The organism is Actinomadura physcomitrii (genome assembly GCF_008923205.2).
GTDB classification, from domain to species: domain Bacteria; phylum Actinomycetota; class Actinomycetes; order Streptosporangiales; family Streptosporangiaceae; genus Spirillospora; species Spirillospora physcomitrii.
This window is the reverse complement of sequence record NZ_WBMS02000014.1, coordinates 205,135-228,391: the sequence shown is the minus strand read 5'-3', so window position 1 is coordinate 228,391 and position 23,257 is coordinate 205,135. Positions and strand designations below refer to the sequence as shown.

Annotated in this window: 23 protein-coding genes; 16 read left to right on the top strand and 7 right to left on the bottom strand. The window is 74.7% G+C overall.

The features are described 5' to 3' along the window. The 6 genes from F8568_RS19940 to F8568_RS19915 all read left to right on the top strand — a co-directional run. On the top strand, nt 1-729 hold a 729-nt coding region (locus tag F8568_RS19940; protein ID WP_151595069.1), incomplete at its 5' end, for an aldehyde dehydrogenase family protein. A 90-nt stretch (nt 730-819) separates the two neighbouring features. Next, complete coding sequence (gene rbsK, locus F8568_RS19935) at nt 820-1,764, top strand: ribokinase (RefSeq protein WP_151595068.1); 945 nt, start codon at nt 820-822, stop codon at nt 1,762-1,764. Next, a complete protein-coding gene (gene rbsD, locus F8568_RS19930) occupies nt 1,761-2,159 on the top strand; it encodes a D-ribose pyranase (protein ID WP_151595067.1) in 399 nt (132 codons plus the stop codon). Before rbsK ends, rbsD begins: the two co-directional genes overlap by 4 nt. A gap of 12 nt (nt 2,160-2,171) precedes the next feature. Next, a complete protein-coding gene (locus F8568_RS19925) occupies nt 2,172-3,665 on the top strand; it encodes a sugar ABC transporter ATP-binding protein (protein WP_151595066.1) in 1,494 nt (497 codons plus the stop codon). Beyond that, nucleotides 3,662-4,711 (top strand): ABC transporter permease, encoded by a 1,050-nt coding sequence (locus F8568_RS19920; protein ID WP_151595065.1) that lies wholly within the window; start codon nt 3,662-3,664, stop codon nt 4,709-4,711. Before F8568_RS19925 ends, F8568_RS19920 begins: the two co-directional genes overlap by 4 nt. Nucleotides 4,712-4,755: 44 nt before the next feature. After that, complete coding sequence (locus F8568_RS19915; RefSeq protein ID WP_151595064.1) at nt 4,756-5,766, top strand: substrate-binding domain-containing protein; 1,011 nt, start codon at nt 4,756-4,758, stop codon at nt 5,764-5,766. Here the strand turns inward: F8568_RS19915 and F8568_RS19910 are convergent. The 4 genes from F8568_RS19910 to F8568_RS19895 form a co-directional block, all read right to left on the bottom strand. Further along, nucleotides 5,715-5,972 carry a hypothetical protein gene (locus F8568_RS19910; protein ID WP_151595063.1) on the bottom strand — a complete coding sequence of 86 codons (258 nt, stop codon included), beginning with the start codon at nt 5,970-5,972 and terminating at the stop codon, nt 5,715-5,717. The two genes, F8568_RS19915 and F8568_RS19910, sit on opposite strands and share 52 nt — an antisense overlap. 14 nt (nt 5,973-5,986) lie before the next feature. Further along, a complete protein-coding gene (gene paaZ / locus F8568_RS19905) occupies nt 5,987-8,026 on the bottom strand; it encodes a phenylacetic acid degradation bifunctional protein PaaZ (RefSeq protein WP_151595062.1) in 2,040 nt (679 codons plus the stop codon). A 160-nt stretch (nt 8,027-8,186) separates the two neighbouring features. After that, entirely contained in the window at nt 8,187-8,519 is a 333-nt protein-coding gene (locus tag F8568_RS19900) for a hypothetical protein (RefSeq protein WP_160573670.1), read from the bottom strand. Nucleotides 8,520-8,544: 25 nt separating this feature from the next. Beyond that, complete coding sequence (locus F8568_RS19895; protein WP_202125156.1) at nt 8,545-9,663, bottom strand: zinc metalloprotease; 1,119 nt, start codon at nt 9,661-9,663, stop codon at nt 8,545-8,547. 248 nt (nt 9,664-9,911) lie between these two features. Between F8568_RS19895 and mgrA the strand changes: the two genes are divergently transcribed. The 3 genes from mgrA (at nt 9,912) to F8568_RS19880 (ending at nt 11,775) form a co-directional block, all read left to right on the top strand. Continuing rightward, on the top strand, nt 9,912-10,937 hold the full coding sequence (mgrA, locus tag F8568_RS19890; protein WP_151595060.1) for an L-glyceraldehyde 3-phosphate reductase: 1,026 nt from the start codon (nt 9,912-9,914) through the stop codon (nt 10,935-10,937). A gap of 74 nt (nt 10,938-11,011) precedes the next feature. Next, on the top strand, nt 11,012-11,464 hold the full coding sequence (locus F8568_RS19885) for a YbhB/YbcL family Raf kinase inhibitor-like protein (RefSeq protein WP_151595059.1): 453 nt from the start codon (nt 11,012-11,014) through the stop codon (nt 11,462-11,464). Beyond that, complete coding sequence (locus F8568_RS19880) at nt 11,461-11,775, top strand: DUF6343 family protein (RefSeq protein ID WP_202125155.1); 315 nt, start codon at nt 11,461-11,463, stop codon at nt 11,773-11,775. Before F8568_RS19885 ends, F8568_RS19880 begins: the two co-directional genes overlap by 4 nt. Here the strand turns inward: F8568_RS19880 and F8568_RS19875 are convergent, their stop codons facing one another. Further along, nucleotides 11,776-12,681: a helix-turn-helix transcriptional regulator gene (locus tag F8568_RS19875; RefSeq protein ID WP_328600962.1), complete on the bottom strand. Its 906-nt coding sequence runs from the start codon at nt 12,679-12,681 to the stop codon at nt 11,776-11,778. 102 nt (nt 12,682-12,783) lie between these two features. Between F8568_RS19875 and F8568_RS19870 the strand changes: the two genes are divergently transcribed. Then, a complete protein-coding gene (locus F8568_RS19870) occupies nt 12,784-14,214 on the top strand; it encodes an MFS transporter (RefSeq protein ID WP_151595057.1) in 1,431 nt (476 codons plus the stop codon). Between the two features lie 24 nt (nt 14,215-14,238). Here the strand turns inward: F8568_RS19870 and F8568_RS19865 are convergent, their stop codons facing one another. Both F8568_RS19865 and F8568_RS19860 read right to left on the bottom strand, forming a co-directional pair. After that, nucleotides 14,239-15,066 (bottom strand): glycosyltransferase family 2 protein, encoded by an 828-nt coding sequence (locus tag F8568_RS19865; protein WP_202125154.1) that lies wholly within the window; start codon nt 15,064-15,066, stop codon nt 14,239-14,241. 17 nt (nt 15,067-15,083) lie between these two features. Next, nucleotides 15,084-15,971 carry a glycosyltransferase family 2 protein gene (locus tag F8568_RS19860; RefSeq protein WP_207750425.1) on the bottom strand — a complete coding sequence of 296 codons (888 nt, stop codon included), beginning with the start codon at nt 15,969-15,971 and terminating at the stop codon, nt 15,084-15,086. A 275-nt stretch (nt 15,972-16,246) separates the two neighbouring features. Between F8568_RS19860 and F8568_RS19855 the strand changes: the two genes are divergently transcribed. The 6 genes from F8568_RS19855 to F8568_RS19830 are packed head-to-tail and all read left to right on the top strand — an operon-like array spanning nt 16,247 to nt 23,243. Next, nucleotides 16,247-17,887, top strand: a complete 1,641-nt coding sequence (locus tag F8568_RS19855; protein ID WP_151595054.1) for a carbamoyltransferase family protein — start codon at nt 16,247-16,249, stop codon at nt 17,885-17,887. Then, nucleotides 17,884-19,401, top strand: coding sequence for an HAD-IIIA family hydrolase (locus F8568_RS19850; protein WP_151595053.1), 1,518 nt, complete (start codon nt 17,884-17,886; stop codon nt 19,399-19,401). The genes F8568_RS19855 and F8568_RS19850 overlap by 4 nt, the downstream gene beginning before the upstream one ends. Next, nucleotides 19,398-20,426, top strand: a complete 1,029-nt coding sequence (locus tag F8568_RS19845) for a glycosyltransferase family 9 protein (protein ID WP_151595052.1) — start codon at nt 19,398-19,400, stop codon at nt 20,424-20,426. The genes F8568_RS19850 and F8568_RS19845 overlap by 4 nt, the downstream gene beginning before the upstream one ends. Further along, the gene (locus tag F8568_RS19840; protein ID WP_151595051.1) at nt 20,423-21,418 is read left to right on the top strand and encodes a glycosyltransferase; all 996 of its coding nucleotides are present in this window, start codon (nt 20,423-20,425) and stop codon (nt 21,416-21,418) included. Before F8568_RS19845 ends, F8568_RS19840 begins: the two co-directional genes overlap by 4 nt. After that, entirely contained in the window at nt 21,415-22,632 is a 1,218-nt protein-coding gene (locus tag F8568_RS19835) for a glycosyltransferase (protein ID WP_151595050.1), read from the top strand. Before F8568_RS19840 ends, F8568_RS19835 begins: the two co-directional genes overlap by 4 nt. After that, a complete protein-coding gene (locus F8568_RS19830) occupies nt 22,632-23,243 on the top strand; it encodes a D-sedoheptulose-7-phosphate isomerase (protein WP_151595049.1) in 612 nt (203 codons plus the stop codon). The genes F8568_RS19835 and F8568_RS19830 overlap by 1 nt, the downstream gene beginning before the upstream one ends. The last annotated feature ends 14 nt before the right edge of the window (nt 23,244-23,257 follow it).

The following is a 23,257-nucleotide window of genomic DNA, read 5'->3' as shown; positions in this document are numbered from 1 at the left end:
GCCCAGGCGTCCCGCAAAGACGTCCGTGACGCGGTCGCCGCCGCCCGCACGGCGTTCGGCGGCTGGGCGGGGCGCACCGCCTACAACCGCGCGCAGATCCTCTACCGCATCGCCGAGATGCTGGAAGGACGCCGCGACCAGTTCACCGCCGAAGTCCGCCACACCGGCACCTCCAAACCCCAGGCCGCCGCGCAGGTGGACGCGGCGATCGACCGGTGGGTCTGGTACGCCGGCTGGGCCGACAAGATCGGCGCCGTCGCCGGCGCCGCCAACCCCGTCGCCGGACCCTACTTCAACTTCTCCAGCCCCGAACCGGCCGGTGTCGTCGCCGTCATCGCGCCCGACTCGCCGCTGCTGGGCCTGGTGTCGGTACTCGCGCCCGCGATCGTCACCGGCAACACCACCGTCGTGGTCGCCTCCCAGCCCGCACCGCTGGCCGCGATCACCCTCGCCGAGGTACTGGCCACCTCCGACCTGCCCGCCGGCGTGGTCAACATCCTCACCGGACACCGCACCGAACTCGCCCCCTGGCTCGCCTCCCACATGGACGTCAACGCCATCGACCTCACCGGCATCCCCGCCGAACACGTCCAAGAACTCGAAGACAAAGCCGCCGGAAACCTCAAACGCGTCTTCCGCGCCGCCGACGACTGGACCAAAGACCCCACAACCACACGCATGACGGCGTTCCTGGAGACCAAAACCGTCTGGCACCCCGTCGGGGTCTGATCCACAACCGCACACCAGCCATAGGACGCGGCGTGAGCGCCGTGACCTCTCCCCACCCATGCCCCGGACAGCCGGAACAGGAGGACCGCGATGGAACCCCACGGTGTTCTCGTCGTCGGCAGCATCACCGCGGACGTGACCGCGTTCAGCGCACGCTTCCCGCGGCGCGGCGAGACCGTGCTCGGCCACGACTTCACCCTCGTGCTCGGCGGGAAGGGGGCGAACCAGGCGGTCGCGTCCGCCCGCGCGGGGGCGCGGACGTGGCTCGCCGGGTGCGTCGGCCGGGACCCGTTCCGCGAGATCGTCCTGGACGGCCTGCGCGCGCACGGCGTCGAGCTGGACCAGGTCCGGACCGTGGACGGGCGGACGGGCGTCGCGCACATCCGGGTCGACGCGTCCGGCGAGAACGACATCGTCATCACTCCCCTGGCGAACGCGGAGCTCGGCCCGGCGATGGTCGACGCGAGCATCGCCGCGACCGCCGGGAAGGCCGGGGTCCTGCTGCTGCAGCTCGAGGTCCCCGCCGCGACGACCTGCCACGCCGCGAAGGCGGGCCGGGCGGCCGGGCTGACGGTCGTCCTCGACCCGGCCCCCGCGCAGCCGCTGCCGGACGACACGTGGCCGCACATCGACCTCGTCACGCCGAACGAGAGCGAGGCGGCGGAGCTGACCGGCGTGGAGGTGACCGACGCGGCGTCCGCCGAGCGGGCGGGGCGGTGGTTCCTCGACCGCGGGGTCGGCCACGCGCTGATCACGCTCGGCGCGGGCGGTGCCGTCTCCGTCACCGCCGCCGGCGCCCGCCATTTCACCGCCTACCAGGTCACCGCCGTCGACACGACCGCGGCCGGGGACGCGTTCACCGGCTCGCTGGGCGCGGCGCTCGCGGCCGGCGACGACGTGGAACGTGCCATCAGGCGCGGGATGGCCGCCGGCGCGCTGGCGACGACCCGCCCCGGCGCGAGCCCGTCCCTCCCCGGACGTGACGAGGTCGACGCGCTGATGACCGGTACCACCCTGGAAGGAGCCGCCCGATGAGGCGCAACAACGGCACGCTCAACGGCCAGCTGGCCCGGGTCATCTCCGAGCTCGGCCACACCGACCTGCTCGCCGTCACCGACGCCGGGCTGCCCATCCCGCCCGGGGTGGAGCGGGTCGACCTGGCGGTGCGGGAGAACCTGCCGCGCTTCCTCGACCTGCTGGACGCCGTCCTCGCCGAGGTCGCCGTGGAGGGCGTGCTGATGTCGGAGGAGATCAAGGAGCACAGCCCGGAGATGCTCGCCGAGATCGAGGCGCGCCTGCCGGGCGTGCCGGTGCGGTTCGTCCCGCACCCCGAGTTCAAGCGGGCCACCGGCGGCGCGCGGGCGGCGGTGCGGTCCGGGGAGTTCACCCCGTACGCGAACGTGCTGCTCACCGCGGGCGTCGTCTACTGACGGGAGATCGACATGCGGATGCAGCTGGCCGACGTCCACAAGTCGTTCGGGGAGAACCACGTGCTGCGGGGCGTGAGCCTCGCGGTCGAGCCGGGCGAGGTCGTCGCGCTGTGCGGCGAGAACGGCGCCGGCAAGTCCACCCTCACCCGGGTGATCTCCGGCGCGCACCAGCCGGACGGCGGGCGGATCCTCATCGACGGCGAGGCCGCGGTCCTGAAGGACCCGCAGGCCGCGATGGCGCTCGGCATCGAGGTCATCTACCAGGAGTTCCAGCAGAACCTGTTCCCGAACTTGTCCGTCGCGGAGAACATGCACGTCCTCGACCGGGAGGGCCGGTTCGGGCGGCTGAGCGTGTCGCGGCGGCGGATGGCGGAGGCCGCGTCGTCGGCGCTGCGGGACCTCGGCCTGGACATCGACGTCCGGCGCCCGGTCGGCGAGCTGGGCGTCGCCGAGCGGCAGATGGTCGAGATCGCGAAGGCGATGACGCACCGGCCGCGGCTGCTGATCCTGGACGAGCCGACGGCGGCGCTGGACGAGCGCGAGTCGGAGCGGCTGTTCGAGCAGGTCCGGCGGCTGCGCGAGGCGGGCGTCACGATCCTGTACATCAGCCACCGGCTGGACGAGGTGTTCGAGCTGTCCGACCGGATCGTCGTGCTGCGCGACGGCCGCGTCACCCTGGACGAGCCCACCGGGTCGCTGACGCCCGCCCGGGTCGTCACCGCGATGGTCGGCGACACCGTGGACGACTTCTACCCGAAGGAGCGCAACGCCACGGACCGGGTCGTCCTGCGGGTCCGGGGCGCGTCGGGCGGCGCGGCGTTCCACGGCGTGGACCTCGACGTCCGGGCCGGCGAGGTGCTCGGCATCGGCGGCGTGGTCGGCTGCGGCCGCGGCGAGCTGCTGCGCGCCCTGTTCGGCCTGCATCCGCTGACCGCCGGGACCGTGACCGTGGACGGCGAGCCGGTCCGGGCGCGCGACCCGCGGCAGGCGATCGCCGGGCGCATCGCCTACGTCACACCGGACCGGTCCGGTGAGGGCCTCGCGATGCAGCAGTCGGTCGAGGCGAACGTGTCGCTGCCGTCCCTCGGCCGGTTCACCACGGCAGACGTGGTGCGGCGCGGCCGGGAGCGCGCCGCGACCGGGAAGGTGATGGCGGACCTGCGGGTCCGCGCGGCGTCGCCGTCCGTCCCGGTCGCGTCGCTGTCGGGCGGCAACCAGCAGAAGACCCTGTTCGCCAAGTGGGTGATGACCGGCCCCCGGGTGCTGCTGATGGACGAGCCGACCCGCGGCGTCGACGTCGGCGCCAAGACCGAGATCTACCGGATCATCAACGGGCTCACCGCGGACGGCGTCGCCGTCGTGCTGGTCAGCTCCGACCTGCCCGAGCTCGTCGCCATGTCCGACCGCGTCCTCGTGATGCGCGAGGGCCGGGCCGTCTCCGAGCTGGCGGGCGGCGACGTGAACGAACAGAACATCCTCGAACACGCACTGGTAGGTGCCCCATGACCTCCACCGTCACGAGCCTCGCGGCCCGGTCCCGGCTGTCCTCGGCGGCCGCCGCCGCGCGCCGGCTGCGCGCCGTCTGGATGCTGCTGCTGGTCGGGGTCGTCCTGACCATCGCCTCCCCGGTCTTCCTGACGCACAACAACCTGATGAACGTCGGGCTGGCCACGTCCGTCGCGGCGCTGCTCGCGGTCGGCCAGACCTACGTGATCATCCTGGCGGAGATCGACCTGTCGGTCGGCGCGGCCCTCGGCTTCACCGCCGTCGTCACCGCGCAGACGCTCCGCGACCACGGCCTGGTCGCCGGGATCGCCGCGGGCGTGGCGGCAGGCGCCGCGATCGGGCTGGTGAACGGGCTGCTGGTCACCAAGACGCGGATGCCGTCGTTCATCGCGACGCTCGCCACCATGTCGGTGCTGTCGGGCCTCAGCCTGCAGCTCACCAAGGGCAACCCGGTCGCCGTCACCGACTACGACTTCCAGGGCATCGGGCAGAGCCGGATCGCCGGCGTGCCCGTCCCCGTCGTGATCATGCTGGTGGTGTTCGCGGTGGCCGGGTACCTGCTGGCCCGCACCCGGTTCGGCCGGCACGTGTACGCCACCGGCGACAACACCGAGGCGGCGCGGCTGTCCGGCGTCCGCACCGACCGGGTGAAGATCCTCGCGTTCGTGCTCAGCGGGGTGCTGGCGGCGCTCGCCGGGTTCATCCTGACGGCCCGGCTGTCGACCGCCGAGCCGACCGCCGGCACCGGCCTGGAACTGGAGGCGATCGCCGCCGTCATCATCGGCGGGACGAGCCTCGCCGGCGGGCGCGGCACCCTGCTCGGCACCCTCGTCGGCGCGCTCGTCCTCGGCGTCATCGACAACGGGATGAACCTCCTCGACGTCTCGCCGTTCCTGCAGAACGTCGTGAAGGGCCTGGTCATCCTGCTGGCCGTGTTCCTGGACCGCAACATCGACGCGCTGCGCGCCCTCATCCCGAAACGCGCGGACGGCACCGCGCAGAGCGGCCCGTCGCATCGCGGCACCGCCCCCGCCAAGACCCCCTGACCGGTTCCCACCCCACCCCACCCCACCCCACGAAGGAGATTCCCATGCGCGTGGCCCGTACCACCCGCGCCGCGATCGCCGTGACCGCCGCCGCCTCGCTCGCCCTGGCCGGGTGCAGCCGCGGCGGCGACGACGCCGGCGGCGGCACCGGCAAGGCGTCCGGCAAGAAGGACGCGACGATCATCATGAGCACGCTGAACAACCCGTTCTTCGTCAGCGTCAAGAACGGCGCGCAGGCGCAGGCGGCCAAGCTCGGCATCAAGCTGAACGTGCAGAACGCCAACAACAGCGACGCCGCCGCGCTGAACCAGGCGACGACGGCGGTCTCCAAGCAGACCGGCATCCTCATCATCGACCCGGTCAGCACCCAGTCGGCGACGTCGTCGGTGACGCAGGCGAACGGCGCGAACATCCCGGTGATGGCGTTCGACCGCAAGCCGTCCGGCGGCAAGCTCGCGACGTTCGTCGGCTACGACGCCGTCCAGGCGGGGCGCAACGCCGCCAAGTCGCTCGCCGAGGCCGTCGGCGAGAAGGGCAAGGTCGTGGAGATCCAGGGCCTGCTCGGCACGAACGTCGCGCAGGACCGCAGCAAGGGCTTCGAGGAGGAGATCGCCAAGCACAAGGGCATCACGGTCGTCGCCAAGCAGGCGGCGGACTTCGACCGCGCCAAGGCGCTCAACGTGATGACGAACGTGCTGCAGGCCAACCCCGGCATCAACGGCGTCTACGCGGCCAACGACGAGATGGCCATGGGCGTGCTGTCCGCGCTGAAGGCCCGCAACCTGGGCGGGAAGGTCAAGCTCGTCGGCAACGACGGGATCTCCGACGCGCTGGCCGCCGTCGCGGCGGGCGAGATGTACGCGACCAACGCCGAGTCGCCGTTCGCGCTCGGCCAGAAGGTCATGACGCTCGCCGCCGACATCCTGGCGGGCAAGCAGGTCGCGGCGGACGAGACGCTGCAGGGCAGGCTCGTGACGAAGGCCGATGCCAAGAACTACGCCGACTACCTGACCGGGCTCGGCGACGCCGCCGACGTTCCGGCGTCCCTGAAGTAGTCCGCCGGCCGGTCCCGCCGCCCCGGTCGGGGGCGGCGGGACCTTCGCCGTCCGGGCGCCCGTGCGCCGTCGAACCCCGCGTCCGCGAGGGCCGCCAGGACGCCCTCGGAGACGCCGCCGGCGCGCCTGGTCTCGTCCGCGACGAGGACGGCGCCGGTCGCGCGGGCCTCCCGCGGCAGGTCGTCCACGGGCAGCGGGGCGAGCATCCTCCCTTTCCGTTCTAGTCGTGCGCGGGCCGTTTGGCCACCAGCGTCAGCACGTCGTACTTGGCGACCGACGCGCCGTCCTGGTTGGTGACGTCGGTGTCCCAGCGGACCTCGCCGTAGCCGGCGCCCTCGCGCGGCGAGATCTGCTTGGCGGTCAGCGTCACCGTCAGCTCGTCGCCGGGCTTCACCGGGGTGAGGAACCGCAGGTTCTCCAGCCCGTAGTTGGCGAGGACGGGGCCCGGCGCCGGCTCGACGAACAGCCCCGCCGCGAACGACACGACGAGGTAGCCGTGCGCGACCCGGCCGCCGAACAGCGGGTTCTTGCGGGCGGCCTCCTCGTCGGTGTGCGCGTAGAAGGTGTCGCCGGTGAACTCGGCGAAGTGCCCGATGTCCTCCAGCGTGACGGTGCGGGGCCCGCCGACGGCGGTGTCGCCGACCCGCAGGTCCTCCAGGTGCTTGCGGAACGGGTGCTCGCCGGTGACGGTGCGGTCGGTGCCGGGCACCCAGCGGCCGGTGAGCGCGGTGAGCATCGCGGGCCCGGCCTGGACGGCGGTGCGCCGCATGTGGTGCACCACCCCGCGGATCCCGCCCATCTCCTCGCCGCCGCCGGCGCGTCCGGGGCCGCCGTGGACGAGCGCGGGCAGCGCCGAGCCGTGCCCCGTGGACTCCTTGGCGTCCTCGGAGTTCAGCACGAGCAGCCGCCCGTGCCAGGGCGCGAGGCCGAGGACGACGTCGCGCGCGAACTCCGCGTCCGCGGTCACCACGGACCCGGCGAGGCTGCCCCGGCCGCGCGCCGCGAGCGCGATCGCCTCCGCCGCGCCGGAGTACGGCATAAGGGTGCTGACCGGGCCGAACGCCTCGACCTCGTGCGGCTCGGCGCGTCCGGCGTCGTCGGCGCGCAGCAGCACCGGCGACATGAACGCGCCGCGCACGGCGTCCGCGCCCCGCACCTCGACCCGCTCGGGGTCGCCGAACACGATCCGCCCGGCGTCCGTCAGCGCCTTCAGCGAGCGGCGGACCTCCTCGCGCTGGTCGAGGGTGGCGAGCGCGCCCATCCGCACGTCCGGGTCCGCCGGGTTCCCGACCGTCACCTTCGCGAGCCGCCCGCGGACGGCTTCGGCGACGTCGTCGATCAGCGCGGCGGGGACGAGCGCGCGGCGGATGGCGGTGCACTTCTGCCCCGCCTTGACGGTCATCTCCGCGACGAGCTGCTCCACGTACAGGTCGAACTCCGGCGTGCCGGGCGCCGCGTCCGGGCCGAGGACGGAGCAGTTCAGCGAGTCGGCCTCGGCGTTGAACCGGACGGCGCCGCCGACGACCGCCGGATGGGTGCGCAGCAGCCGCGCCGTGGAGGCCGAGCCGGTGAACGCCACGATGTCCTGCTCGGTGAGGTGGTCGAGCAGGTCGCGCGGGTCGCCGCAGACCATCTGCACGCTGCCCTCAGGCAGGATCCCCGACTCCACGACCAGCTCGACCAGCCGGGCGGTCAGGTACGCGGTCTGGCTCGCGGGCTTGATCAGGCTCGGCACGCCGGCCAGGAACGCGGGCGCGAGCTTCTCCAGCGGCCCCCAGACCGGGAAGTTGAACGCGTTGATCTGCACCGCGACGCCGAGGGACGGCGTGCACAGGTGCTGGGCGACGAACGTGCCGCCCTTGCCGAGCGGCTCAACGGCGCCCTCCACGAGCACGGTGTCGTTCGGCAGCTCGCGCTTGCCCTTGCTCGCATAGCCGAACAGCACGCCGATGCCGCCGTCGACGTCGAACTTGGAGTCGCCTAGCGTCGCGCCCGTCCGCGCGGACAGCGCGTACAGCTCCTCGCGGTGCTCCCGCAGGTGCGACGCCAGCGCCTTCAGCAACGCGGCGCGCTGGTGGAAGGTCAGCTCCCGCAGCACCGGCCCGCCGACCGACCGCCCGTAGTGCAGGGCGGCGCCCATGTCGACCCCCGCGGAGGAGATCCGGGCGACCTCCTCCCCCGTGACGGCGTCGTGCAACGGCGCCCCCTCGTCCTCCGGAGCACGCCATGAACCCGACACATAGCTGCGCAGCACGACCACCGGGACCTCCTCGTCCGCATTTCTCTGGTTCTTCCTGCCACGGTCGGCGCACGTTCACGCCTTGCAGACATGACAGCCCAGGACGGGTTTCTTTGTCGACATGCCGCCTCACGGCATGAAGATTTCGGATTCGAGGAGGTGGAGGCCGGCGGGCGCCGCGTCACTTCTCGACCGAGAGCCGGTCGCCGTCCCCGGAGACCGACACGGCGAGCGGCGCGCCGCGCCCGCCGGGGAAGGCGACGGCGACCCGCTCCGGCCCGCGCCGCTCCCAGCGGCCCTCGCGCTCGGCGAGGCGGTCGTCGGGAGCGGGACGGTGCTCGGTGACGGTGCCGTCCGGGCGGAACTCCAGGCGCCGCCGCGGCCGGCGGGACGGAGGGAGCGGCCGGCCCTCCGGCCGGTACACCGCCTCGGCCGGGGTGTCCTCCTCGAAGGCGTGGACCCACGTGCCCGTGACGGGGGCCGGCGTGTCGTCCGTACCGCTTCCTCCGGTCATGGCGCCTCCTCCGGCGGTCGGCCGGTCATCCGCCGAAGCGGTGGCCGACGAGGTCGAGGACGTCGTGGATGTCGGTGAGCGCCTCCCTGGTCAGGCGCTCGGTGTCGTGGAGCAGCCGTTCGACGTCGGAGTCCTGCGCGACGTACCCGGAGGCCTGGGCCTCCACCGGCCTCGTCCCGGGCGCGGCGGCGGGCGCCGCGGGCGCGGCCCGGTGCGCCACGAGGAACGAGGCGCGCGTCCCCTCGAGGCAGGCGTCGACCCGCTCGCGCTGGCCGCGCGTGAACATGAACATCGAGTCGTCGTCGACGTAGTCCATGTAGTTCATGAACATGTCGCCGTTCGGCCCGTTGTCGCACGTGACGTGCGGGAACGCCGGCTTGCCCACGTTGGAGCCGGCCTGGTTCGGGGTGTCGGCGACGCGGTCGTCGTTGCTGCACGCGCCGTCGTCGTCGCCCCAGATGTGGAACAGGTCGAGCCAGTGCCCGATCTCGTGCGTCGCGGTACGGCCGCCGTCGTAGGGCGCCGCCGCGGTGCCGGTCGTCCCGAAGGCCGAGTGCAGGACGACCACGCCGTCGGTGTGCGGCGGGCCGCCGGGGAACTGCGCGTAACCGAGCAGGCCCTCGCCCAGCTGGCACACCCACAGGTTGAGGTACTGGTCGCTCGGCCAGGGGTCGGCGCCGCCGCTGGCGGCCGCCTTCACGCCGTCGTGCGAGTCGAACTCGGTGCGGCCCGTCTCGACCCTGACGATCCCGTCCGTCGGCGCGCCGTGGGGGTCCGCGGTCGCGAGCGCGAACTCGACCTCGATGTCGGCCACCAGCGGCTTCCACGGGTCCGGCACCCGCGACACGTCGGGGTTGGCGGCGCGGAAGTCCCAGTTGAGGACGTCGATCTGGCTGTGGATCTGCGCGTCGGCGATGTTCTGCGCCGGGGTGCCCGGGTTGTGCACCACGTGGACGACGACCGGGATGGTGACCACGCCGCTGCGCACGGAGGCGCGCCGGCCCGTCTCGTACTGGAGCGCCCGGTTCTCGATGCGCGCGCGCTGCGCCCGGTAGGTCATGCTCTCGTTCAGCAGCCGCCGGTGGACGTGCATGGTCCCGCACAGGTCGCGCGACGGGGCCGGGAAGGCGTTGTACTCGGTCATGGTGGTCCTCTCGGATCTCGCGGCCGGGGCCCGCCTCTCCTGCGCGGGCCTCCCCCTGCCTTGCCGGGAGCCCTACCAACCACCACCGGCCCCCTAAGCTCGAAATGCCGCAAACTACCGTCAAACCCCCATATAGGACTAATTCCCCCCGCATTCACGACGAAGCCGCAGAGCCCGGCCGCTCCCCGCGATCGGCGCCGAGGCCGCCGCCGGGGCGCCGCCGCGGCACGCCTGAAATACTCGTGACCATGACTTACACGGCCGACGGCGACCGATACGAACGACTTCCCTACCGGCGGTGCGGGCGCAGCGGGCTGCGGCTCCCCGCGATCTCGCTCGGGCTGTGGCACAACTTCGGCGACGACCGCCCGATCGACGTCCAGCGGGCGATCCTGCGGCGGGCCTTCGACCTCGGGGTGACGCACTTCGACCTCGCCAACAACTACGGGCCGCCCTACGGGTCGGCGGAGACCAACTTCGGCCGGATCATGCGCGAGGACCTCGCGCCCTACCGGGACGAACTGGTCATCAGCACGAAGGCCGGCTACGACATGTGGCCCGGCCCGTACGGCGAGTGGGGGTCGCGCAAGTACCTGCTCGGCAGCCTCGACCAGTCCCTGAAGCGGATGGGCCTGGACTACGTCGACATCTTCTACAGCCACCGGTTCGACCCGGACACGCCGCTGGAGGAGACGATGGGGGCGCTGGACCACGCCGTCCGGTCCGGGAAGGCGCTGTACGCGGGCATCTCGTCGTACTCGCCGAAGCGCACCGCGGAGGCGGCGCGGATCCTGCGGGAGATGGGCACGCCGCTGCTGATCCACCAGCCGTCCTACTCGATGCTGAACCGGTGGATCGAGGGGGGCCTGCTCGGCACCCTCGAGGAGGAGGGCGTCGGCTGCATCGCGTTCTCGCCGCTGGCGCAGGGCATGCTCACCGGCAAGTACCTCGGCGGGATTCCCGAGGGGTCGCGGGCCAGCAGGAACACCTCGTTCTCCAGCGACCTGCTCACCGAGGAGAACGTCCGGCACGTCCGGACGCTCAACGAGATCGCGCGGGGGCGCGGCCAGTCGCTCGCGCAGATGGCCCTCGCCTGGTCGCTGCGCGACGCGCGGGTCACCTCGTCGCTGATCGGCGCGAGCAGCGTCGCGCAGCTGGAGGAGAACCTCGCCGCCCTGGACCGTCTCGACTTCACGCCGGACGAACTGGAGGCGATCGACCGGGACGCGGTGGAGGCCGGCATCAACATCTGGGCGGCGTCGAGCGCGGACTGACAGTGATCTGCCGGGGGCTGGGGGCGACCGGACCGGGCGCGCATCGTCGTCGCCGGACCGGGCACGACGGCGGCATGGACAAGATGACGCTGCGCAGTGCCGCATTCGACGACCACGCGCTCATGCCGTCGGACTACTCGCACGACCGGGGCGACGTGTCGCCGCCGCTGGAGTGGTCGCAGGCCCCGGAGGAGGTGGTGGAGCTGGCGCTCGCCTGCGAGGACCCGGACGCCCCGGTCGGGACGTTCGCGCACTGGCTCGTCGCCGGCATCGACCCCGTCACGACCGGCCTGGACGCCGGGGAGCGGCCGACCGGCGCGGTCCTCGGCCGCAACGACTACGGGACGGAGGGGTACGGCGGGCCGAAGCCGCCGGCGGGCGACGACCCGCACCGCTACTTCTTCCGCCTGTACGGGCTGTCGGAGCCGTCGGGGCTGCGGGACGGCTTCACCGCCGAGGAGCTGCGGGACGCCGTCGAGGACAAGGTCGTGGCGTCGGGCACGCTCGTCGGCACGTTCGCCCGATGACCGCGGGGAGCCCCGGCCCGGACGGCGACGACCGCGGCCGGGAGGACCACGAGGACCGCGAGCCGGTCGAGGAGCCGGGCCGCGAGCCGGCGGGGGACGAGCCGCTGACCGCGCGGAGCGCGCTCGGCCTGCGGGCGGTCCTGTCGGGCGTCGCGCTGGTGGCGGCGGCCGCGGCGGCCATCGTGTTCGGCATCATCGCGAACCGCGACGGGAGCGGGACGGCCTGGGGCGCGGCGGTGGTCTGCGTCGTCGTCGCCGCGATCGCGGCGACGGACCTCGCGGTGATCGCCCGCCGCGCGCGGGGCCGCTGATCAGTGCCGGTGGGGCGGCGCGGCCAGCTCGGGGTGGGCCAGCAGCCAGGAGACCCGGTCGCGGCTCTCGCCGTCGATGGGCGTGTAGACGACCAGCCGGGCGCCCGCCGATCCGGTGATGTCGAGGCTGGTGGTGCGGGTGCGGATCTCCTCGACCACGGGATGCCGGAAGACCTTCACCCGCGGGCCGGGCAGGGCCACCTCGTGCTCGGCCCACAGCCGCGCGAACTCCGGGTTTGCCGCCTGGAGCCGCTGGACCAGCTCCTTCCAGCCCGGCTCGTTCATGTGCCGGCTGTAGCGGTACCGGAACACCGCGACGTGCATCGGCATCTCCTCGGCGGTGTTCCCGACCGGGTTGCAGCACGGCGGCGTCATGAACGTGATCCACATCGTGTTGCGCTCGCACGGCGGGAACGTTTCGATGCACGGGAAGATCGCCGTGAAGGCGGCGTTCCAGGCGAGCACGTCCGAGCGGGCGTTGCACACCGCCGCGGGCAGCGGCAGCAGCCCGTCGAGGATCGTCTGCATGTCCTCGGGCAGCTGCCGCGCCTCGTCCGGCGGCTCGGCCTCCGGCACCTCGGCGAGCCGGTAGAGGTGCTCGCGCTCGGCGCCGTCGAGGCGCAGCGTGCGGGCCACCGCGTCCAGCACCTGGGTGCTGGCGTTGATCGGGCGGCCCTGCTCGAGCCAGGTGTACCAGGTGACGCCGACCCCGGCGAGCTGCGCGACCTCCTCGCGGCGCAGGCCGGGCGTGCGGCGCCGCTGCCCCGGCGGCATGCCGACCTCGTGCGGGGCGATCCGCTCGCGCCTGCTGCGCAGGAACGCCGCCAGTTCGGTGCGGCGCCGGGTCGCGCCGCGCCCGGCGGCCGTCCCGCTCGTCGTCCTGGTCGTCGTGCCGGTCGTCGTCACGGTTCCAGCCTGCCCTTCCCCCAGGGTCGTTGCCAGGTGCTGTCAGTACCAGTATCAAGGGGCTCTCGTTACCGGTATCGGAACGGCGTCAGTGTCGTTCCCATGACACAGACAACCGATCTGCGCGGGGTCGTTCCCGAGCAGGATGGGCGGAGCGGTCCAGGAGGCCTGGTCCTCGGCCTCCTGCTGCTCGGACAGTTCATGGCCATCCTCGACGTGAACATCGTCAACGTGGCGCTGCCGACGATGCGGGCGGACCTGCACGCGTCCGGCGCGGGACTGCAGCTGATCGTCGCCGGCTACACCATCGCCTACGCCGTGCTGCTGATCACGGGGGCGCGGCTCGGCGACATCGCCGGGCACCGGCGGATGTACCATGCCGGGCTGGCCGCGTTCACGGTGCTGTCGCTGGCGTGCGGGCTGGCGCCGTCCACCTGGCCGCTGGTCGGGTTCCGGTTCCTGCAGGGCGCCGGGGCGGCGCTGATGACACCGCAGGTGATGTCGATGATCCAGCGGAACTTCACCGGCGCGGCACGGGCGCGCGCGCTGGGCCTTTACTCGGCGATGATCGCGGGCGGCGTGGTCGTCGGCCAGGCCGCCGGGGGCGTGCTGGTGAGCGCGGACCTGTTCGGCGCGGGCTGGCGGACGGTGTTCCTCGTGAACGTCCCGATCGGCCTGGTGCTGCTGGTGGCCGGGCCGCGGCTGCTGCCGCGCGACGACGGCGGCGCGCGGGGCGGGGACCTCGACCTGCGGGGCCTGCTCACGCTGACGCCGGCCGTGCTGCTGTTCGTGGTCCCGCTGATCCTCGGGCACGAGCTGGGCTGGCCGCTGTGGGGATGGTTCTCGCTCGCGGCGAGCGCCGCGTTCCTCGCCGCCTTCGTCGCGGTGGAGCGGGGCGTGGCGGCGCGCGGCGGCCGGCCGCTGTTCTCGCCGCGGGTGCTGCGGGCGCCGCGGCTGCTGCCCGCCTGCGGGGCGCTCATGCTGGCGCCGGGGACGTGGGGCACGTTCCTGTTCACCACGACGCTGCACCTGCAGGGCGACCTGAGGATGACACCGCTCCGGTCGGGGCTCGCGTTCGTTCCCTGCGTCGCCGCGTTCGCGCTGGTGGGGCTGAACTGGCAGCGGCTGCCCGCCCGCTGGCACCGGCGGGTGATCCCGGTCGGGTTCACGATCGCCGCGGCGGGCTACCTGTGCGTCGGCCCGCTGGCCGGCGGCGGCGCCGGGTACGAGGCGCTCACCGCGGTGATCGGGCTCGGCCTCGGGGTCATGTCGATCGTCATGACGGTGGGGCTGGAGCACGTCCCGGCCGGGGACGCGGCGGACGCCAGCGGGCTGCTGCTGACCCTGATGCAGATCAGCCAGGTGATCGGCATCGCGACGATCGGGACGCTGTTCCTGACCGCGGCGGAGTCGAGCGGTTCGACCCGGCACGCCGAGTACGTGACGGGGTGGGCGCTCGGGGCGGTCGCGCTGGTCGGGACCGTGTGCACGGTGCTGCTGGCCAGCGGCCCGGCCGCCGCGCGCGACGCCTGACGCGGACTCCGCCCCGGCGGAGGCTCAGTACGCGGCGAGGCGGGCGCGCGCGGCCTCCACGGCCGGCGGCAGGGGGCGCCGCGCGCCGGCCAGCCGCGGCAGCGCGCGGACCGCGCCGGCGAGCCCCGCCCGGCCGTCGCGGGTGCCGAGCGCCGCGGCGGCCATCCGGGCGACGGCCGGGAGCGGGCGGCGCAGCCAGGCGGTGAGCAGCGCGTTGCGGATCTCCCGGCGGCGCCGCGCCGCCGGGTTCCGGCCGCCCGGCGACGGATGGTGGTGGACGACCAGCTCCGGCACGTAGGCCAGGTCCCAGCCGGCGGCGGCCAGGTCGAGCGCGAGGAGCTCCTCCTCGCCGGCGAAGTGCAGTACGTCGGAGAAGCCCCCGGCGTCGAGGTAGGCGTCGCGGCGGACGATGGCCGAGCACGCGAGGAAGCCGAGGACGGCGGGCCCGGGCATCCCCTCCGGGCGCCCGAGCGGTGCCCGCGCCATCGCCTCCGACACCGGTTCCGGGCGTTCCTCCTCGCCGACGAGGACGCGGGCGGCCAGCAATGCCGTCCGCGGGTGGGCGTCGAGGATCTCCGCGGCCCGCTCCAGCGCTCCCGGTGCCCACCAGGAGTCGTCGTCGGCGAACGCGACGTAGCGGGTCCGCGCCTCCCGCACCCCGGCGTTGCGGGCGGCGGCGCCGAGGTTGCGGGGCAGCCGCAGCACCCGGGCTCCGGCGGCCTCCGCGACCTCCGCGGTGCCGTCGGCGGAGGCGTTGTCGGCCACGATCACCGGCGCGGTGTGCCGGCCGAGGCTGCGGCGGAGTTCGGCGGCGCGGTCGCGGGTCGCGACCACGATCGTGACGTCGGGCATGGTGTCCTCCGCTCCCATCAGCTGACGTACCGGCGCGCCTTGGAGGTCCGCTGCGCCTTCTCCAGGCTGCGCAGCCTGGTCTCGACGTCGCGCGGCAGCGTGCGGCGCTCCCGGGCGACCCAGTGCAGCCCCGCGGCGGCCTCGGCGAGCGCGCCCGCGGTGACGCGGTCGCGCGGGAGGGTGCGCAGCAGCCCGGCGGTGCGGCGGAGCGCGGCGGGCAGCGGGCGGCGCAGCCAGGTGAACCACAGGGTGTTGCGGATGCCATGCCGGCGCCGCAGGTGCGCCTCGCGCAGCGGGGACGGCTCGTGGTGCACGACGACGTCCTCGGCGTAGCACAGGTGCCAGCCGAGGGCCATCAGGTCGGCGCTGAGCAGTTCCTCCTCGCCACCGAGCCACAGCCGGGCCGAGAACCCGCCGGCCTCCCGGAAGGCCTCGGCCCGCAGCATCGACGCGCCCGCGAGGAACGAGCCGAGCGCGGGCCCCGGCAGCCAGGGCGGCCCCGGGACGGGCGAGTCGCGCAGTTCCGGGACGATCGGGTCCTCCCGCCCGCCGGGCTCGACGAGGATCCGCCCGGTCACCACCGCCAGCCGCGGGTGGGCGTCCAGCAGGCCGGCGGCGCGGGGCAGGGCGTCCGGCTCCCACCAGGTGTCGTCGTCGCAGAACGCCACGTACGGGGTGCGGACGTGGTCGACCGCGAGGTTGCGAGCGACGGCGCCGAGGTTGCGCTGCGACCGGATCAGCCGGAAGGCGGGGAACCGCTCGGCGACGGCGTCGGGCGTCCCGTCCCGCGAGGCGTTGTCCACCACGATGACCGGAGGGGACCCGGGCAGCGCCCGCAGCCGGGCGAGCGTCGCCAGCAGCGAGCGCCTGCGGTCGCGGGTGATGACGACGAGGGTGCAGCGCATGGCACGCCCCGTACCCGCCGGACCCCCGTCCATGTCCGGCTTGCACGTCCGAACCCCTCAAACCCCAACAGGCTTCGCGACGTACATAAAACCCGTCTCAACTGCCAGTTCGCCCACCTGCCACTTTTTCTGACACAGCGTTTAGAGCCGGACATCCCGGTAATGCACGAAATCACCTTTAGGGGATTCGCTCCCTTCTGAAGATCCCCGGGCCGATGCCCACGACGGACGGCATCGCCACTCCACCGAACGCTGCGCCGAAACGGGGCTCATCCATGCGCGTGCTCGGAATCAACGCGATCTTCCACGACCCGGCCGCCGTCCTCGTGGTGGACGGGACGGTCGTGGGCGCGGCGGAGGAGGAACGCTTCAGCCGCCGCAAGCACGGCAAGCGGCCGGTCGCCTTCTCCGCCTGGGAACCACCGGAGCGGGCGGCCCGCTGGTGCCTGGAGCGCGCCGGGCTCGAGCCCGGCGACCTGGACGCCGTCGCCTACTCCTACGATCCCGGCCTGGTCGAACCCGGCCTGGACGGCCACGACGAGCAGTGGGAGCGGCTGCGGACCCTGTACGCGCGCCGCGCCCCGAACTTCCTCGCCGCCGCCCTGCCCGGCCTCGACCCGGGGATCGTCCGGTACGTCCCGCACCATGTGGCGCACGCCGCGTCCGCCGCCCTGGCCGCGCCGCGGCCCTGCGACGGCGACGTCCTCGTGCTGGACGGCCGCGGCGAGTCGCACTCGCACCTCGCCGGTACCTACGCCGGCGGCGAGCTGACCCCGCTGCACGCGCAGCGGCTGCCGCACTCGCTCGGCCTGATGTACGAGGACCTCACCGACCACCTCGGCTTCCTGCGCTCCAGCGACGAGTACAAGGTGATGGCGCTGGCGTCCTACGGCGAGCCGCGCTTCCTGGACGAGCTGCGCGAGCACGTGCGGGCCACCGGCGACGGCGGCTTCGCGGTCGCCCCGATCGACTGGGGCGCGCTCGCCAAGGCACGCCCGGCCGAGGGCGAGTGGACCCGCGACCACGCCGACCTCGCCGCGAGCGTCCAGGCGCGGCTGGAGGAGGTGCTGCTCGACCTGGCGTCGTGGCTGCACGGGCGGACCGGCTCGCGGCGGCTGATGCTCGCCGGCGGCGTAGCGCTGAACTGCGTGGCGAACTCGCGGCTCGCCGCGGACGGGCCCTACGACGACATCTGGGTGCAGCCCGCCGCGGGCGACGCGGGCACCGCGCTCGGGGCGGCCCTGCATGTGGCGCAGGACGGCGGCGACACCGTCACCGCGATGCCGGGCGCCGACCTCGGCCGCCAGTGGGACGACGCGTCGATCGCGCGCTGCCTCGACACCGCCAAGGTCCCCTACGAGCGTCCGGCCGACGTCGCGGCTGCGGTCGCCGAGGCGCTTGCCCGCAACGAGATCGTCGCCTGGTTCCAAGGCCGCTCGGAGTTCGGCCCGCGCGCGCTCGGGCACCGGTCGCTGCTCGCCCATCCCGGCCACGCCGCCAACGTCGAGCGGCTCAACGACGTGAAGGGCCGCGAGCAGTTCCGGCCCATCGCCCCGATGGTCGCGCTGGAGCACGCCGCCGAGATCTTCGACGGCCCGATCCCGAGCCCGTACATGCTGTTCGTCCACGACGTCCGCGCGGAGTGGCGGGAGCGGATCCCCGCCGTCGTCCACGTGGACGGCACCGCCCGGGTCCAGACCGTCGCCCGCGGCCACGAGCCGCTCGTCGCGCGGCTGCTGGAGGAGTTCCGGCTGCGCACCGGCCTGCCGGTCGTCGTCAACACCAGCCTCAACACCGCGGGGCGGCCCATGGTGGACGACCCGCGCGACGCGCTGGAGTGCTTCGGCTCCGCACCCGTGGACCTGCTGGCGATCGGCCCGTTCGTCGTCCGCCGCCGGGAGGTGCACGCCCGATGAGCTGCACCGTCGTCGTCCCGACGATCGGCCGCCCGAGCCTGCGGACCGTCCTCGCTGCGCTGCTCGACTCGATCGCCGGCGGCCCGGAGCCCGCGCCGCACGAGATCATCGTGGTGGACGACCGGCCCGCGCACGGCGCTCCGCTGCCGCTGCCGGACTCCGGCGGGCGGCGGATCCGGGTGATCCGCTCCGGCGGGCGCGGCCCGGCCGCCGCGCGCAACGCCGGCTGGCGCGCCGCCGCCACCGAATGGGTCGCCTTCCTGGACGACGACGTCGTCCCGGATCCCGACTGGACGCGGCGGCTCGCCGCCGACCTCGCCGGGCTGCCGCCGAAGGCCGCGGGCTCGCAGGGCCGCGTCTCCGTCCCGATGCCGGACGGCCGCCGCCCCACCGACTGGGAGCGGAACACCGCCGGGCTCGCCCGCGCCGACTGGATCACCGCCGACATGGCGTACCGCCGCGGCGTCCTCGCCGAGCTGGGCGGTTTCGACGAGCGGTTCCGCCGCGCCTACCGCGAGGACGCCGACCTCGCGCTGCGCGCCCTGGCGGCCGGGCACGACCTGGTGCGGGGCGAGCGGCACGTGACGCATCCGGTGCGCGCGGCCGGGTTCTGGGCCTCGGTCCGCGCCCAGGCCGGCAACGCCGACGACGTCCTGATGTGGCGGGTCCACGGCCCCGGCTGGCGGGCCCGCGCCGGCGAGGGCAGGGGCCTGCTGCGCCGGCACGTCCTGACGGCCGCGGCCGGGCTCGCCGCCCTCGCCGCCGCGCCCGCCGCGCTGCGAGGAAGCCGCGCCGGGACGGCCGCCGCCGCGCTGGCCGCCGGCGGGTGGGCGCTCTGCACCGCCCGGTTCGCGGTCGAGCGGATCCGCCCCGGACCCCGGACGCCCGGCGAGGTGCTGAAGATGGCGGTCACCAGCGCGGTCATCCCGCCCGCCGCCGTCGGGCACCGGATCAGGGGGCTGCTGGCGCACCGCGACGCACGGCCGTGGGCCGGGCCGTGGGTCGTGCTGTTCGACCGCGACGACACCCTCATCCGCGACGTCCCGTACAACGGCGACCCCGCGCTGGTCGAGCCGATGCCGGGCGCGCGGCGCGCCCTGGACCGGCTCCGCCGGCACGGCGTGCGGATCGGCGTGGTGTCCAACCAGTCGGGCGTCGCGAAGGGGCGCATCACCGCCGGCGACGTCCGGCGCGTCAACGCGCGGGTCGAGGAGCTGCTCGGCCGCATCGACGTGTGGGAGTTCTGCCCCCACGACGGCGACGACGGCTGCGAGTGCCGCAAGCCGCGGCCCGGGATGATCGAGCGCGCCGTGCGCCGGCTCGGCGCGCTGCCGTCCGACTGCGCCGTCATCGGCGACATCGGCCGCGACATCGAGGCCGCGGCGGCGGCCGGCGCCCGGGGCATCCTCGTGCCGACCGTCCGCACCCGGCCCGCGGAGATCGCGCGGGCGCTGGAGACGGCGCCGGACCTGCGCGCCGCCGTCGAACTGGTCCTCGGAAGGCGGACGCGATGAGGGTGCTGCTGGCACGCCAGGACAACCTCGGCGACGTGCTGCTCGCCGGGCCCGCCGTCCGGGCGGTCGCGGCGGCGGCCGATGAGGTCGCGCTGCTGTGCGGGCCGCGCGGCCGCGCCGCCGCCGACCTGCTGCCCGGCGTGGACGAGGTCATCGAGTGGCGCGCGCCCTGGATCGACCCGGAGCCGGACCCGGTCGACCGGGCCGACATCGACAGGGCCGTCGAGGCGCTGGCGGGCTTCGACCGGGCGCTCATCCTCACCTCGTTCCACCAGTCGCCGCTGCCGCTCGCGCTGCTGCTGCGGCTCGCCGGCACCCCGTGGATCGGCGGCATCAGCGAGGACTACCCCGGTTCCCTGCTGGACCTGCGGCACCGTCCCGAAGGCGATGTGCCCGAACCGCTGCGGATGCTGGCCCTCGCCGAGGACGCCGGGTTCCCGGCGCCCGCCGACACCCGGCTGCGGGTGCGCGAGCCGCTGCCCGACACCGACCACCTCACCGGCGGCGTCGGCTACGTGGTGGTGCATCCGGGGACGTCCGTCCCGGCGCGGGCCTGGCCGCCGGAGCGGTGCGCCGAGGCCGTCCGGCTGCTGCGCGCCGCCGGCCACCGGGTCGTGGTGACCGGGCACGGCGAGGAGAAGGAGCTCACCGCGCTCGTCGCCGGGGAGGACGGCCTCGACCTCGGCGGCCGCACCGCCCTGCCGGAACTCGCGTCGGTGCTGCGCGGCGCCCGCGCCGTCGTCGCCGGCAACACCGGCCCCGCCCATCTCGCCGCCGCCGTCGGAACCCCCGTCGTATCGCTGTTCGCGCCCACCGTGCCCGCCGCCCGGTGGGCGCCGTTCGGCGTGCCGATGGCGCTGCTCGGCGACCAGGGCGCGCCGTGCAAGGACACCCGCGCCCGCGTGTGCCCGGTGGACGGGCATCCGTGCCTGGCGTCGGTCGGCGCCGACGAGGTCGCCGCGGCCGTCGAGGTCGTCGCCGCGGACCCGCGCGGCGCGCCCCCGGAGGAGGCGCCCGCCCGATGAGAGTCCTGCTCTGGCACGTCCACGGCTCGTGGGCCACGTCGTTCGTGCACGGGCCGCAGACCACGCTCGTCCCCGTCACCCCGGACAGGGGCCCCGACGGCAGGGGGCGCCCCGGCACCTTCACCTGGCCCGACCGCGCCGTCGAGGTCGCGCCCGAGCGGCTGCGGCACGAGGACGTCGACGTCGTCGTCCTGCAGCGCCCCCGCGAGCTGGAGCTCGCCGAGCGATGGCTCGGCCGCCGGCCCGGACGCGACGTCCCCGCCGTCTACGTCGAGCACGACACCCCCCGGCGCACCCCGGCGGACGCGAGCCTGCCCGAGGAGGTCGTCCCCGACAGCCGCCACTTCCTGCACGACCGCGACGACATCCCCGTCGTGCACGTCACCCACTTCAACCGGCTGTTCTGGAACTGCGGCCGGGCCCCGACCACGGTCATCGAGCACGGGGTCGTCGACCCCGGCCACCGCTGCACCGGCGACATGCCGCGCGCCGGCGTCGTCATCAACGACCCGCTGCGGCGCGGCCGCGTCGCCGGGACCGACCTGCTCGCCGAGCTGGCGCGCGCCGTCCCGCTGGACCTGTTCGGCATGAACGTCGGCGGCGTCCCGGAGGCGCTCGGCATCGCGCCCGAGTCGCTGTGGACGTTCGAGGACCTGCCGCAGGCGCGGATGCACGAGGAGCTCGCCCGCCGCCGCGTCTACGTCCACCCCTACCGGTGGACCTCGCTCGGCCTCGCTCTGATCGAGGCCATGATGCTCGGCCTGCCCGTGGTGGCGCTCGCCACCACCGAGGCGGTCGAGGCGGTGCCGCCGGAGGCCGGGGTGCTGTCCACGCGGGTCGGCGCGCTCGCCGACGCCGCGCGGGCCCTGGCCGCCGACCCGCCGCGCGCCCGCCAGATGGGCAAGGAGGCGCGCGCGTACGCCGTCGAACGCTACGGCCTGCCGCGGTTCCTGCGCGACTGGGAGCGAACTCTCACGGAGGTAACGCGATGAGGATTGCCATGATCTCCGAGCACGCCAGCCCGCTGGCCGCCAGGGCCGGGCTGGGCGGAGCGGACGGCGGCGGCCAGAACGTGTTCGTCGCGGAACTGGCGTCCGAGCTCGGCCGCCAGGGCCACTACGTCACCGTGTACACGCGGCGGGACGCGCCCGCCCTGCCGCGCCGGGTGCGCCTCGCGCCCGGCGTGACCGTCGAGCACGTCCCGGCGGGGCCGGCCGAGCGCATCGCCAAGGACGACCTGCTGCCGTGGATGCGCGACTTCGGGCTCTACCTCGAGCAGCGCTGGGCAGCCGAGCCTCCGGACGTGGCACACGCGCACTTCTGGATGAGCGGGCTCGCCGCGCTGCAGGCGTCCGCGCCGGCCCTGGCGCGGCGCGTCCCGGTGGTGCAGACCTACCACGCGCTCGGCACCGTGAAGCGGCACCACCAGGGCGGCAGGGACACCAGCCCCCCGGCGCGCCTGGAGCTGGAGCGCGCGATCGGCCTGTCCGCCGAGGCGGTCATCGCCACCTGCGCCGACGAGGTCGTCGAGCTGACCGCGATGCAGGTGCCGCGGGAGCGGATCTCGGTGGTGCCGTGCGGTGTCGACCTCGGGCTGTTCACCCCGGACGGGCACCGCTCGGACGGCCGGGAGCGGCGCCGGCTCGTCGTGCTGTCGCGGCTCGTCGAGCGCAAGGGCGTGGACACCGCGATCCGGGCGCTGGCGCACCTGCCGGACGCCGAGCTGGCCGTCGCCGGCGGGCCGCCGCGCGGCGACCTGGACGGCGACGCCGAGGTGCGGCGGCTGCGGCGCGTCGCGGCGGAGGCGGGCGTCGCGGGGCGGGTGGAGTTCCTCGGCCGGCTCGGCCGCGAGCAGGTGCCGCCGCTGCTGCGGTCGGCGAGCCTGGTGGTGACGCTGCCCTGGTACGAGCCGTTCGGGATGGTCCCGCTGGAGGCGATGGCGTGCGGCGTCCCGGTCGTGGCGAGCGCCGTCGGCGGCCATCTGGACACCGTCGCGGACGGCGCCACCGGCGTGCTGGTCCCGCCGCGCGACCCGCGGGCGGCGGCCGCCGCGATCCGGGCGCTGCTGGACGATCCGGCGGGCCGCGCCGCGATGGGGTTCGCGGCGGGCGACCGCGCCCGCGAGCGCTACTCCTGGACGCGGGTCGCCGCCGACACGGCCGGCGTCTACGCGCGCGCCGCGGCGCCGAGCGGGGTGGCCGCCTGATGACGGCCACCACGCAGCGGATCGCGCGGACGCGCACCGCCACCGCGCAGGACCGGCGGCTGGAGGCGCTCGCGGAGGCGGCGCTGGAGTTCCGCGCGCAGGTCCCCACCATCGAGGCGTGGGGCCGCCGGCTCGCGGGCGTGCTGCGCGCCGGCGGGCGGCTGCTCGCCTGCGGGAACGGCGGCAGCGCCGCCGAGGCCCAGCATCTGACCGCCGAGCTCGTCGGCCGGTTCGAGGACGAGCGCCGGCCGCTGTCGGCGATCCCGCTGCACGGCGACACCTCCTCTGTCACGGCGATCGGCAACGACTACGGCGCCGCGCACGTGTTCGCCCGGCAGGTGCAGGCGCACGGCCGCCCCGGCGACGTGCTGGTGTGCCTGTCGACCAGCGGCCGCAGCCGCAACGTGATCGCCGCGGCGGACCGGGCGCGCGAGCTCGGCATGACGGCGTGGGCGGTGACCGGACCCGGCCCGAACCCGCTCGCCGACGCCTGCCACGACGCGGTCACCGTGCGGGCCGGTGCGACATCGACCGTCCAGGAGATCCACCTCGCCGCGGTGCACCTGCTCTGCGGGGTGGTCGACGACGCCTTGGGCGTGGCCCATGGCTGATCGGAGCGTGCGGA